This window comes from Exiguobacterium sp. RIT594 (assembly GCF_003339585.1).
Lineage (GTDB): Bacteria > Bacillota > Bacilli > Exiguobacteriales > Exiguobacteriaceae > Exiguobacterium_A.
In genome coordinates this window covers 1799337-1812320 of record NZ_QPKF01000001.1, presented here as the reverse complement: position 1 = coordinate 1812320, position 12984 = coordinate 1799337, and the positions used below count along the sequence as shown (strand labels likewise).

Sequence of the window (12984 nt, the reverse complement as noted above, 5' to 3'; positions counted from 1 at the left end):
TTTTTTTTATGGAATTTAGACCGGGGAGTCTAAACTGAAATCTGTTTGTGCAAAATCAGATACATAGTTCCAATAAGACAGGTCGCGATCCACGGGGATGGATCTGTTAATGATTGAGCCGTCTGTAAACTGATTGGGATGAGACGATCTAAGGGGGAACGTCGTAAGTCATGCCAAACAGTTTACGGTGGTGTATCCATTGAACAAGTGGGTCTTGAACAAATGATTGAGACAAAACAGATATGTTAAGTTCCTAAACGCTTTTGACTCGGGGAAGTCACCATGCGCTTGATTGAGGATGTGGGGTCAATCACTACCTCTTGAACTCGAAGTAATCGTATCAAATCTAAGTTGTCCGTACAAGTAATTGATATGCAATTCACATAACGTTCACAGGGAGGAAGCGACAGCGGACACGATTCGTTCGCTTGCCAGTTTTCCTGAAAGCGTCACCATTGGACTACCGCCACCGGGATGCGTCGATCCGCCGGCAAAAAACAAATTGTGAACATTCTTTGAACGGTTGCTTGGACGCATGAAAGCCCCGCGTGTGCCGTTCGAAGAAAGACCATACAGCGAACCATGATACGCTGAAAATTTTTGTTCGATGTCTTGCGGAGTGATCCGCTGTTCGAATAAAACGTCAGACGTGATATCGATTCCAAACTGTTGCAGACGTTGATTAATAATTGTATCGTACGTATCAAAATCAATGGCCGATCCTTTATGAGTAGCGGGAGCATTTACAAGAACAAACAGATTATCGCCGGCTTCTCCCATTTCCGGTGCAGTGACCGAAGAGTTCGAGATGTAGATGGTCGGCTCTTCCGCATAACGATGTTGATTGAACAAAGCTTCAAACTCGGCTTCATAATCAGAAGAGAAAAAGACATTGTGATGCGCGAGTCCATCAATACGGCGTCCAAGTCCGATACACCGGACATAAGCAGAAATCGACGGTTCCATTTGTGACGGTGTTGGATTTTTGAAGTCAGGTCGGACGGTTTCTGATATCAATCGTGGATACTGTGTCAGTAAGTCCCCGTTTAAAACGATGAAATCAACAGACAGGTAATCGACGTGATTGAGTTCGATTTCCGTTGCCAACTGATTCGTCACTTCAATCTGTGTCACTTCGTCTCCTAAGCGGAACGTAACACCAAGTTCACGGGCACGACGGGCAAATCCTTCGGCGATGGCCGTATTTCCGCCACGTGTGAAATACACACCGTCATTTAACTCGAGATGGGCAATCAAACCGAATGTAGCGGGTGCTTGAAACGGACTGCTTCCAATGTAGGTCGCATAGCGGTCAAGTGCTTGAATCAGCTGGGGATCCTTAAAATATTTTTTGTGCAGTCCATGAAGTGTCTTTAACGGGTGAACCTTGATCATGTCGCGTAATAAAGAAAAATTAAAATACGAGTCGATATTGATGAAAAATTGTTGTTTAGCGATGTTGTACAGTCCCTTCACCTCGTCCTGGTAGCCAGTAATGTCATTTTTAGCAAGCTGACCATTCGTGAAGCGGTCGACTTCGGTCCGCATCGCCTCACGACCGCTGGCGAATGTTAACGAACGTCCATCCGGAAAGTGATTGACGGTATGACGTGTCAATTTTTCAAAGGTAAAGTAATCATCCGGATCTGCTCCCGATTCCAAAATGACGGATTGAAAGATTTCGGGCATCGTGATGGTGTTGGGACCGAAATCAAACCGGTGTCCCTCTGACGTAATCGGCATCATCTTTCCACCGATGTGTTCGTTGCGTTCAATGACAGTGACGTTAAACCCTTTTGAAGCCAGTGAGATGGCGGCACTCAAACCGCCAAGTCCCGCTCCGATGACTGCGATATGTTTCATGACAATGAAGCCTCCTTAAGAATATGTCCTACCCTTCCAACTGATTTCCCTTTTATTGAATCTTCGAATCATTGCCGTCGCGAGCAATATGACATAAAGAATGACCGCAAGCGGATGCCAAAACCAGGCATGAGAAATCATTGCCTTCCGGTCAATGCGATAACGGGCCATCATGATCATTAAAAAAGCCCCGATTGTCCAAAATGATGGAAATAGGATCACAAGCGGTAAAGCGGCGGCCTGGATAAGGTAAAACAACAGGAAATAGCTTCCTACTGCATAGGAATCGTTCATACCGCGGAAAACATTTTTCAGGAAACCTTGCCAGACATCGCGATTAGTCGCGTACATGTCACAGCTGACGTAGGGAGCCACATGAACAAGTGTCGTCGTAAAACCGTTTTGTTTAAAAGCACGACACAGCTCCAAATCGTCGACGAGTGCCATTTGAATGGCCTGATGTCCGCCGACATGTTCGTAAGCTTGCCGTTCGACGAGGACGACCATACCGTTTGCCGCTGCAAAGGCAGGGTGTTTGACCTTCCGAAAGGCAATCGGCAGATGTTGGGCAATCAAGACGTGCTGCATCGGAATCAGACACTTTCCGAGAAAAGTCGGAACAGGGAATGACGGGAAACCCGACAGGAACACAGCGTGTTCATTCTGCAACGTCGCATACAGCCGGGGAATCGTATCTGCTGTCAACGTGATATCAGCGTCTAAGAATAACAGATAGTCTTCATGAGTCGCATTCGCGAGTTGATGACAAGCGTGGACTTTCCCCGCCCAGCCGGATGGTAAATCGAGACCATCAATGATTGTGAACTGATCCTCTCTGCCGACAAGCCGGATTAACAAGTCGCGTGTCTGATCAGTCGAGCGGTCTTCATATAAGTAGACATGCATATTCGGATGAAGTGCTTGTCGTAACGAATGAATCAGTTTCTCGACATTCCGTTCTTCATTTCGAAGCGGAATACAAATTGCAAGACTAGGTGGAAGAACAGGTTCGCTTAATTTCGGTAAGAAGGACAGATTGATGAACGTGTAGAGACAAACAAGAGTTGCAACGACAAACAGTATTACCATCATGAACGGATTGCCTGTAACCACTGTTCCGTTTTAACGGGGAGCGGTTCCTTTCTCGTAGTCAACACACGATACGATTCAATCCGTTCTTCGATTGCGTCGGTCCGGACATCATCATACAGTCGGGTCATCGCATCTGTTAAATAACGCAACTGCTCCGAACTTCGTGAATCGGGTAGCTGGATCGTCCGGGTCCGGATATAGACGTCCGGCTGTTGTTCATGACTGAAGGAATAGTAAAACGAAAACAGGGAGATGGAGCGGGCTGATTTTGCCAGATGTGTTGCTCCGCTGCTGAGCTGAAGCGGCCGTTCTTCCTGATGCCGTTCTTCTCCTTGAGGGAACATCCAGACACTGCTACCGTTTGCGAGTTGATTTTTTGCATATTGCAGGCTTTGCTTGATTTCCGCAAACGAACTCCGGTCAATGGAAAAACCGCCAAGTCGAGTAAAGAAAGGAAAGCGTTCCAGTCCCTGCTCATCAATCATGACATAAGGATCGTGACGCAAAACCGTCTGATCGAGATGAAACAAAATCATGCCGTCCCACCACGATCCGTGCGTCGCGAGCATCAGGCCGGGGGTCGGTAAATCATCCGCCCGGTAGAGAATCCGGTGGAATTGTTTTCGGATTAAACGTTCTTTGACGTATAGATGAAAAGCATGTTCAGCCAACTTGCTTTTGTTTGCTTTTTGCAAGAGGAGCACCTCCTTGTGTGAGCCAATACGTGACACCTGCGAGAAGGCTGATCAACGTGACGCCGTAAAGGCCGGCGACACCTGCCGTCAGACCGAACAGCGTATGGAGCATTAAAAACAGATACTGGTTGTTTCGTTCAAGTGCCGTAATGGTAACCTGCTGTTCGAACCGGGAAATCAGAAGCGCAAAGAAAAGTGCCGTTCCATACCAGCCCAAAAAGTTTTGGGTCGGGATGTCATAATAGAATCCACCATCTTGCCAAATCCAATACGATTTGACGTTAGCTGCTACCGGATCAATCGCTAAATCCAACCAAACGGCAAACAGCGGCACCAAAGTTACAGTATTGAAGCGAAATGGAAACCGGCGTGAGAAGGCAAGGCTTGCTCCCATGACGGATAACCAGGCGGCACCAATCGTGATCGGTACACCGAGCAGTTGGACACCAAAATCTGCTTCATAGGCGTATGTACCGAACGGCCACCCCGTATGGACGCCGATGGATTCGATAAGAATTGAACCGAAGAAAATCACCGGAATGATGAAGCGTCCTTTTGGTAGGGCATCCCAAAGATAAAGAGCGGCATATAAGCCGGATGCAAATAAGAACACGGCGTTCGCCCACTCAAGCCAAGGGGGCAGTAATGAGAAACCGACTAAAATCAGTCCGATGAAAAACCAAATCGTGAAAAATAACCAAAGTTTTTTTTGAAACCGATCCATGATAAGCGTACCTCCATCTTAATTTATTCTGATATTAGTATACCTGTAGGAAAGGGCGACGAGCCAGGATGGAGGTGGAATTCATGGTATTAAAAAAACAGACCGTATGAAGCGGTCTGTTTAATCGATTTGATGATTTTTTTGTTTTTTCTTTTTGATGAAGGAAAATAATAAAAAAGCGATATAGAGCGGAACGGCGACGAACCAGAAGGTCGACCACTCGTTGCTACGGGCAATCATCACATACGTTACATACAGCAGTGTAAATGTGATGACGAATGTATGTCGCGGTACCGGAATATCCTTGAAACTCGGAATTTTGACTCGACTTACCATCAAAAAAGCAAGAGCCGTAAAGACGAGCGGCACCATTAAATCATTCATCCGTCCGCTGAACAGGGTGACGACAGCTAAAATACCTCCAGCTGCTGTAATCGGGACACCGGAAAAATAAGCTGAAGCTACATTGGTAGCTGAAAGGTTGAAACGGGCTAAGCGAAAGGCACCAAATAGTGGGAACAAAGCCGCAATCAGCAAACCGATTTCTCCAAAATCATAAAAATAAGTGTAATAGGCCATCATGGCTGGAGCGACACCAAAGGTCACGACATCAGCGAGTGAGTCCAGCTCTTTTCCGAAGTCACCCGCGACACCAAGCATCCGGGCGATCCGACCATCCAGACTGTCGAGCATCATTGCGATGACGATCAGTAAGGTCGCATTTTGAAAATCTCCCCGCGCCGCCATGACGATGGCAAGAAAACCACAGTATAAGTTTCCGAACGTAAAGAGGTTCGGAATAGAGTTACGCACACGTTCTTTCCACAAAATGATTCCTCCTGCCACTTCTTCGATACTATCCATCATATCATAAACAACTGATAGATATCAGCGGTTCATGAAGACAATCCCGTTCGTGAAGCGGAGAAAATCATCAGGAGCGAGTTTGACCTGCAGACCACGTTTCCCAGCCGAAATAATGATGAATTCCTGATTCAGAGCCGAATCCGACAAAAGAACCGGAAAAGGCTTTTTCGCACCAATCGGGGCGACACCCCCTCGGATGTACCCCGTTAGTTGCTTCAAGTCCTTCATTGGTACCAAATGTGTTTTCTTGGCAGACACTGTGCGGGCGACGGCTTTTAAACTGACTTCCTCTTCGCCGGAAATGACAGCAAACACATATTGATGGGCGTCTGTTTCTAAAACTAATGTTTTAAAAATAGACGAAAGCGGGTAATTAATCTTTCTAGCGACATGTTGAGCGGATAAATCCTGTTCATCAACAGGATAGGAAAGCAAGTCAAACGGGATGTCAGACTGCTTTAGAAGTCTCGCGACGTTCGTTGTGGTCATGTTGTTCTCCTTTGACGACAGCATATTGAGCCCATTTCCGACTGTTCCAACGTTTTAAGGCAAAGATACCGCGGAACCACTCGTCGGCAGAGAAGGCAATCCAGATACCAAGTAATCCGAGTCCGTATTGCAAGCCGAGTGTATAACTGAGCACAACAGCGATTCCCCACATCGAGAGAATACCGATTGCGACAGGGAAACGGACGTCACCGGCTGATTTTAATGTTCCCATCAGAACGATATTCATGGCACGGCCCGGTTCAAGAATGACACTCGCCCATAACAACGGAATACCGATGGCGATGATTTCCGGACTTGATGTGAACATGGACAGAATGGATGTCCCGGCAGAGGCCAGTGCAACGGCAGAGACGAAGCTGGCAAAAACAGCGATTTTCAGCGTTTTTACAGCACGAGTATGTGCTGCTTCGAATTGCTGAGCCCCAACTTGGCGGGCGACTAATAATTGTGTTCCTTGTGCGATGGCTAATGTGAATAAGAAACAAAGCATTGTGATGTTTGAGACATAAACGCGTGCAGAGAGAGCAGACTCTCCGATGGTTGCGATGAAGCCGGTAATGATCAGTTGAGAAAACTGATACGAGACACCTTCTCCGGCAGAAGGAATTCCGATGTTCATGATACTTTTAATATCGCGTCGGTTGATTTGCACCAAATCTTTTAACTTAAATCGTAAAGACAGTTTCCGGTAAACAACGAAAAAGAGTAAAGCGACGGCGACAGACCGGGCAATGACGATGGACCAAGCGACTCCGGCGACTCCAAGGACAGGAATACCAAATAATCCGAGGACGGCAATGACATTACCGAAGGCACTGACGAAGTTCATCAGTAACGTGACGTACATAGCATTTTTTGTAAAACCGTGACTGCGTAAGATGGCACCGAGTGTAAGAGAGATGGCTTCCAAGAATAAGAAGAGACCAACAATCTTTAAGAACGTTTCGCCATATACGAGTGTTTCTCCTTCTAAAGAGAAGAATCCGAGCAATTGTTTTCCGAACAAGGCAACAAGGACGGAAATGATTAAACCGATGTATAGATTGATGGAAAAAGCAGATCGTGCGGTCTGGCGGGCATCCTGAATCCGTTTCGCCCCTAGATATTGACCGATGATGATTGTTGCTCCAACGGATGTGATGTTAAACAGGATGATGAAAATGTTCAGCACCTGATTGGAAACACCGACAGCTGCTGCTGCACTGTCAGAATAATAACTGAGAATCAATGTAGCGATGATTCCGAGGCTCATATGAAGCGCGATTTCAATGAATAGCGGCCATGTAATTTGGAATAATGATTGTTGTTTAACTGTTTTCATAAATTTAATTCCCCTTTAAGTCCTTAAAACGTATTGTCTTTCTGTATCTTTTGGAAACTATACGCCTTCAATTTTCATAATGAAAGAGCAAAAGTGGAGCTTTCATAAAAAAAGAAGGTATTTAAAAGGATTTTCATAAAACATCACGAATACATCATAATGAATGGATGTTCATTTTTGAAATGGAGGGGAATGGAATGAAAACTGAAGTCAGTTATACCGTCGAAGAGCAGGTTGCGACCATCACGTTGTCACGTCCGGAACGGCTGAATGCGCTCACATCAACACTTTTAACCGAATTAGCGGAGTCCATCGAAGAGGCAAATCAAGATGATACTGTCCGGGTCATCGTTTTGACGGGGGCCGGGCGCGGATTTTGTGCGGGGCAAGATTTAAAAACCGTACAACCCGGTATGGACCATGGGGACTACTTAAAAAAATATTACCACCCGGTCATTCGGGCATTGGCAACGACAAAGAAACCAACCATCGCTGCCATTAATGGCGTAGCTGCCGGGGCGGGACTTTCTCTTACATTAGCCTGTGATTTCCGGATCGTACGCGATGACGCAAAATTGTCCCTTGGCTTCATCAATATCGGACTGGTTCCGGATGCCGGTGCTCCGTACTTCTTACCCCGGTTGATTGGATCGGCCAAAGCGTTGGAACTGGCTCTGTTAGGTGAAACGATTACGGCGCAGCAAGCGTACGACTATCACTTGGTAACAAAAAGTGTTGAGACCGGACAGTTTGAGCAGGAAGTGGCCTCTTTTGCCGAGCTACTTGCCAATCGTCCGACGAAAGTCATCGGGTATATCAAACAGTTACAAGCCGCAAGTTCCGAATCGACACTCGAGGATATGCTGGCTCAGGAGATTATCTATCAATCCCGTGCCGGAAAGACAGAAGACCACCAGCAAGCGGTTCAAGCGTTTTTAGAGAAAAAGGCGCCCGTTTTCAGCGGTCGCTGATGACAGTGTGAACGATCAATAGGACCTTCCGGCAATCCGCCGGAAGGTCCTATTGTGATTCACTTGATTTTTTGTTTGATCTTTTGAGCGGTCGCATGAGTGCGATCCGTTAGGCCGGTTGAGATTCGAAATAGCATGATTCCAAGAAAGGCGGAAACGAAAATATACAATCCGGTCAACGTAACAAAAGCTCCGCTGGCAAGCGTGATGAAGAGAATCGAGAATTCTCCGCGCGGTCCTAAACAGAATCCGGACTCAATCGCATGATAGTTGGAGAGTCCAAACGATCGTCCACCCAGGAAACCAACAAGAAATTTCGACAAAAGTCCCCAAACGACTAATGCAAAGAAAAACCAGTCCAATGGAAGTCCTTCCGTCATCTCAAACGACATCCCGAACGAAATGAAGAATAAAGGTAACAGTAAATCTTGGAATGGTGTGACTAGTCTTTTCAAATAACGTGTCTCTTTGATTTCAGTTAGTAAAATCCCGACGATGAACGCACCAAGGACTTCGGACAAACCAAACATAATTCCAATTCCTGAGAAAGTCAAAATTAATCCGATGATTCCGATCCCGGCGTCCGGGTGCCGATAAAGGGAGTCGACGACTCTCGATTTTTGGCGGATGAAGACCGTTAAAAAAATCAATGCACTGAATAAGAAAATAAATCCAAGAAAAATCGTTCCGACTTTTACGAAGGTGAACTCTTGTGTTCCGAGAACAAACGGGGCACTTGTTAATAAAAGGGGTGCCGCCAAATCTTCAAAGATGAGTAACGAGAGGACAAACCGATTCACGTCTTTGTGTTTGTCTGGCTCCCGGTCGAGCAGACGAGCGGAAATCGATGAACTTGTTGCATAAAGGACACAACCAATTAAAAACGCTTCGGGTACGGAAAACCCAAAGGCCAAGGTCAAGAGGAAGGTACCGCCAAACGACAGGATAAGATCAATCAGTCCGGCTTTCCAAATATTCCGAAACTGGATTAATAAGTCAGCGACAGAAAACTTTAGACCTAACAGGAAAAACAAGACGATGATGCCAGCTTCCCCACCCAGCTTTAACTCTTCCGGCAAATCGTAGTAAAGGCCAAGTACAATTCCGATTAGGATGAAGGCAAGAATGCTCGGGAGATGAAACCGTTCACTGAGATAACTGACTGCGAATAAGCCAATCAGAATCAACCCCGCATAAAGAAATATTTCCATGAGAGAGTATTCCCTCCTTTCTTTCCTCTTTACCCTAAATCAAAAGCCTTAATTGGCTTGTAACAGAAATGAAAAAAGACAGTCTTTTTGCTATTGAGCAAAAAGGCTGTCTGAAAATCAAATTACTTGAATGATTGTTCCGGTATATGGAGCGAGCGTCACCTCTAATGAAGGAAGCGGCGTGTTTGAAAAGAGATCCATTCCTTGACCAGACTGAGGAGCGGGGATGGTAGCTTGATGATTGGAGTTATTGAAGTAGACGTAATATGTCCCGTCTTGACTCATCCGGCGCATGATGATGGTATTCGTTTCATCGTCGGCATGGACGAATGAGATATGCCCGTGATTGGCAAGTGTCTTATGCTGCTTTCGCAACTGAAGCAAATGTTTCGTATACATCAGTAGATTTAAATCCTGCTCTTCCGGATTCCACGGCATGCATTTCCGGCAACCGGGATCCTGATCACCGTCTAGCCCGATTTCATCGCCATAATAGATGACCGGGCTTCCGGAGAATGTCAGCATGGATAACAGCAGCAGGCGCATCTTATTTTTATCGTTTCCGGCACGCGTTAAGGCACGTGGCGTATCATGTGAACCAATCAAGTTAAACGTCACTTCGTTGACATTGACCGTGTTCGAAAATAGGACATGTGACATGTCGTTGGCATAGGCAGAAGCGGATGTTTTATCGAGTGCAAAGAAATTGAGCGCAGCATTCGTGAACGGATAGTTCATGACGGCATCAAATTGATCACCGAGTAACCACTCCTGTGAGTCATGCCAAATTTCTCCGAGAATATACGTCTCCGGATTCACTTCTTTAACGACAGAACGGAAATCACGCCAGAAGGCATGATCGACTTCGTTAGCAACATCAAGACGCCAGCCGTCGATTCCGAATTCTTCGACCCAGTAACGGGCGACATGGAGTAAGTATGCTTTTACTTCCGGGTTTTCCGTATTGAACTTCGGCATTTCCGGAACAAAGGCAAACGTATCGTAGTTTGGCATCGGCTCGGTTACGAGCGGGAAGTTTCGGAGGTGGAACCAATCGCGGTAAGAAGAATTACTACCGTGTTCCCGAATGTCAGCAAATGCTTTATGGTGGAAACCGGCATGGTTAAAGACGGCATCAAGCATGATTCGAATACCGTTTTCGTGCAGTAAATCAACCATTTCCTTGAACTTTTCTTTTGTTCCGAACTGGGGATCGATTTCTAGATAATCAATCGTGTCATATTTATGATTGGACTTGGCTTCAAAAATCGGACAGAAATAGATACCGGTGATTCCAAGATCAACTAAGTAATCGATTTGATCAATGACCCCCTGGAAATCGCCACCGAACAGATTTGTCGTTGTAGGTGCCGTACTGTTCCAAGGAAGCGTACCTGCAGGATCATTGGCTGAATCCCCATTGGCAAAACGGTCGGGAAAGATTTGATACCAAACCGTATCCTTGACCCAGTCCGGAGCATGGAAGACATCAACTTTGTTTAAATAAGGTACACAGAAGTAGTACCCGGTGTCATCTAACGGTTTTTCATCGAACCAACCACGCTCGGTAAACACTTGGCTCGAATGTCCGTCATGGAGTCGGAATCCGTAGCGCAGACGACGAAAAGGAGGCACGACATCGATGAACCAATAATCGAACAACTCGTCTGAACCACTCCGTTTCATAGGTGTTTCGAATGTGTTCCAATAATTCGATTTGGACGGATCAAAATTCCAATCGGCATCGTCCGGGTTTTCGGTATGCCAATCATACGGATCTCCCCAGATAAGATCGACGTGATCTACATCATTTTTTTTGGTCTGCAATCGAACATGAATCGTTTTGTCATCATACTTATAGACGAACGGTGACATTGCGCGGTGGAAAACAGCTTCTTTCAGCATTTTGGTCACTCCCTATGTGCAATCGCTTGCATTCTAATATAATTGTCTTCGACCTAAGGATAGTGAAGCGCTTTCTTAAAGTCAATTGGAATTCCAGAAAAAACAAGAGGAGATAGGGAATTCTTCCACATCAGCGCAATCGATTGCACTTAGTTGTGCAAATCGATTGAATGTAAACGTTTTCTTTTTAAAGTGATTTAACTAATGCATCCAATTGATTTTTAAGAATACTTTTCGAAAATCTTTTTTGAATGTAAGGAAATATTTAAAGAAAAGGACTTGTCAAAAGGATTTTAGATTGTATAATAAAAATGTAAAGGTGATGCAAACGTTTTCATAAAACGCTTACAACCGCTCGGTTGTTATCATGAGAAAATGGTTGTGCCTTTATGCAAACGTTGTGCATCAGAACTTATCATTCGTACGTTAACTTGGGGAGGAATTTTCGAACATGGAAATCAAAAAATTAGTAGCAGGTCTTTCAGTATCTGTCATGGCAATCGGTGCTCTTGCAGCATGTGGCGGTGGAACGGATTCAGGTTCTTCTGATACAAGTTCAGAAGGTGGTAAAAAACCAACGAAAATCGTGATTTGGGAAGATACAGAAAAAGCGGAAACAACGAAAGCCGCTGCTAAAGCATTTGAAGAAAAAGAAGGCGTCAAAGTTGAAGTCAAAGAAGTTAAAATGACGGATCAACAAAAGAAAGTCGCTCTTGATGGTCCAGCAGGAAAAGGTCCGGACATCATTCTTCTTCCACATGATCAAATCGGAACAGTCGTTGACCAAGGGTTGATTGCTGAACTCAAAGACGGTGAAAAAGCACTCGAACCTTTCATCGATACAGCTAAATCAGCTGTTACATTTGACGGTAAAGTTTACGGATATCCTAAAGCAGTCGAAACACCAATCCTTCTTTTCAACAAAGATGAGTTAAAAGAAGCACCTGCTTCAATGGACGACTTATACAAAATCTCAACAGAACAGAAAAAAGACGGAAAGTACGGTTTCCTCGCACTTTGGGATAACTTCTACTTCGCACACGGTCCAATCGGTGGATACGGTGGGTACGTCTTTAAAGAAAACGGTGGAAAACTTGATCCTGCTGACATCGGTCTTAACAACAAGGGTGCAGTTGAAGGAATGGACTACATCGGTAAATGGTACAAAGAAGGTCTCTTCCCGAAAGGTTTGATCGGCGGTGGCGGTGGTCAAGCAATGGACCAATTGTTCGGCGACAAGAAAGCAGTCGCAGTCATGAACGGACCATGGGCAGTCGCAAGCTATAAAGAAAAAGGCATCAACTTAGGTGCTTCGGCACTTCCGAAGCTTCCAAACGGTGAAGCGATCAAAACATTCGTAGGTGTGAAGACGTATGCTGTTTCAGCTTACTCTGAAAACCAAGAATGGGCAGAAAAGTTCCTCGCGTCACTGACTGGCGAAGAAAACGCGAAAGCGATGTTTGAGAAATACAATGAAATCCCACCGGTCACTTCACTTCAAGAAGATGCAACAATCAAAGACAACGAAGTGGCAGCAGCCGTCTTCGCACAGTCTAAAGACGGTGTACCAATGCCGAACATCGCTGAGATGGGTCAAGTTTGGGAGCCGATGGCAGCAGCACTTCAACTCGTTGCTACAAACAAACAAGACGCACAAAAATCAGCTGATGACGCTGTAAAACAAATCAAGCAACAAATCGAAGCAAACAATCAATAATCAACTGAATCACTGACACAGAATTAAAGAAAGGGGGATCTTGGATTCCCCCTTATCTTTATGGTTGGAAGAGAAGCCTGAGGTCAGACATGACCTTTGGAAAGGAGA

At 45.4% G+C, this 12984-nt stretch carries 11 protein-coding genes; 2 read left to right on the top strand and 9 right to left on the bottom strand.

Features of this window, described 5'->3' with window-relative positions:
* Nucleotides 1–390: 390 nt before the first annotated feature.
* The 7 genes from DVG79_RS09390 to DVG79_RS09360 form a co-directional block, all read right to left on the bottom strand.
* Nucleotides 391–1863 (bottom strand): phytoene desaturase family protein, encoded by a 1473-nt coding sequence (locus tag DVG79_RS09390; RefSeq protein WP_114596468.1) that lies wholly within the window; start codon nucleotides 1861–1863, stop codon nucleotides 391–393.
* A gap of 15 nt (nucleotides 1864–1878) precedes the next feature.
* A complete protein-coding gene (locus tag DVG79_RS09385) occupies nucleotides 1879–2955 on the bottom strand; it encodes a glycosyltransferase family 2 protein (protein ID WP_114596467.1) in 1077 nt (358 codons plus the stop codon).
* Complete coding sequence (locus DVG79_RS09380; RefSeq protein WP_233494566.1) at nucleotides 2952–3659, bottom strand: lysophospholipid acyltransferase family protein; 708 nt, start codon at nucleotides 3657–3659, stop codon at nucleotides 2952–2954. The genes DVG79_RS09385 and DVG79_RS09380 overlap by 4 nt, the downstream gene beginning before the upstream one ends.
* Complete coding sequence (locus tag DVG79_RS09375; protein WP_114596465.1) at nucleotides 3619–4374, bottom strand: carotenoid biosynthesis protein; 756 nt, start codon at nucleotides 4372–4374, stop codon at nucleotides 3619–3621. Before DVG79_RS09375 ends, DVG79_RS09380 begins: the two co-directional genes overlap by 41 nt.
* A gap of 120 nt (nucleotides 4375–4494) precedes the next feature.
* On the bottom strand, nucleotides 4495–5241 hold the full coding sequence (gene pssA / locus DVG79_RS09370) for a CDP-diacylglycerol--serine O-phosphatidyltransferase (protein WP_012369649.1): 747 nt from the start codon (nucleotides 5239–5241) through the stop codon (nucleotides 4495–4497).
* Between the two features lie 21 nt (nucleotides 5242–5262).
* Nucleotides 5263–5730: a Cys-tRNA(Pro) deacylase gene (gene ybaK / locus DVG79_RS09365; protein WP_114596464.1), complete on the bottom strand. Its 468-nt coding sequence runs from the start codon at nucleotides 5728–5730 to the stop codon at nucleotides 5263–5265.
* Nucleotides 5690–7072: an MATE family efflux transporter gene (locus tag DVG79_RS09360; protein WP_114596463.1), complete on the bottom strand. Its 1383-nt coding sequence runs from the start codon at nucleotides 7070–7072 to the stop codon at nucleotides 5690–5692. Before DVG79_RS09360 ends, ybaK begins: the two co-directional genes overlap by 41 nt.
* 197 nt (nucleotides 7073–7269) lie before the next feature.
* Here DVG79_RS09360 and DVG79_RS09355 point away from each other — a divergent pair, with 197 nt between their 5' ends.
* Complete coding sequence (locus DVG79_RS09355) at nucleotides 7270–8043, top strand: enoyl-CoA hydratase/isomerase family protein (protein ID WP_114596462.1); 774 nt, start codon at nucleotides 7270–7272, stop codon at nucleotides 8041–8043.
* A 59-nt stretch (nucleotides 8044–8102) separates the two neighbouring features.
* On the opposite strand, the gene DVG79_RS09350 is transcribed toward DVG79_RS09355, so the two are convergent.
* Both DVG79_RS09350 and DVG79_RS09345 read right to left on the bottom strand, forming a co-directional pair.
* Nucleotides 8103–9254: a cation:proton antiporter gene (locus DVG79_RS09350; protein ID WP_114596461.1), complete on the bottom strand. Its 1152-nt coding sequence runs from the start codon at nucleotides 9252–9254 to the stop codon at nucleotides 8103–8105.
* 117 nt (nucleotides 9255–9371) lie between these two features.
* Nucleotides 9372–11159, bottom strand: coding sequence for a glycoside hydrolase family 13 protein (locus DVG79_RS09345; protein ID WP_114596460.1), 1788 nt, complete (start codon nucleotides 11157–11159; stop codon nucleotides 9372–9374).
* A gap of 457 nt (nucleotides 11160–11616) precedes the next feature.
* Here DVG79_RS09345 and DVG79_RS09340 point away from each other — a divergent pair, with 457 nt between their 5' ends.
* Nucleotides 11617–12876 (top strand): extracellular solute-binding protein, encoded by a 1260-nt coding sequence (locus DVG79_RS09340; RefSeq protein WP_026829045.1) that lies wholly within the window; start codon nucleotides 11617–11619, stop codon nucleotides 12874–12876.
* Nucleotides 12877–12984 lie beyond the last annotated feature (108 nt).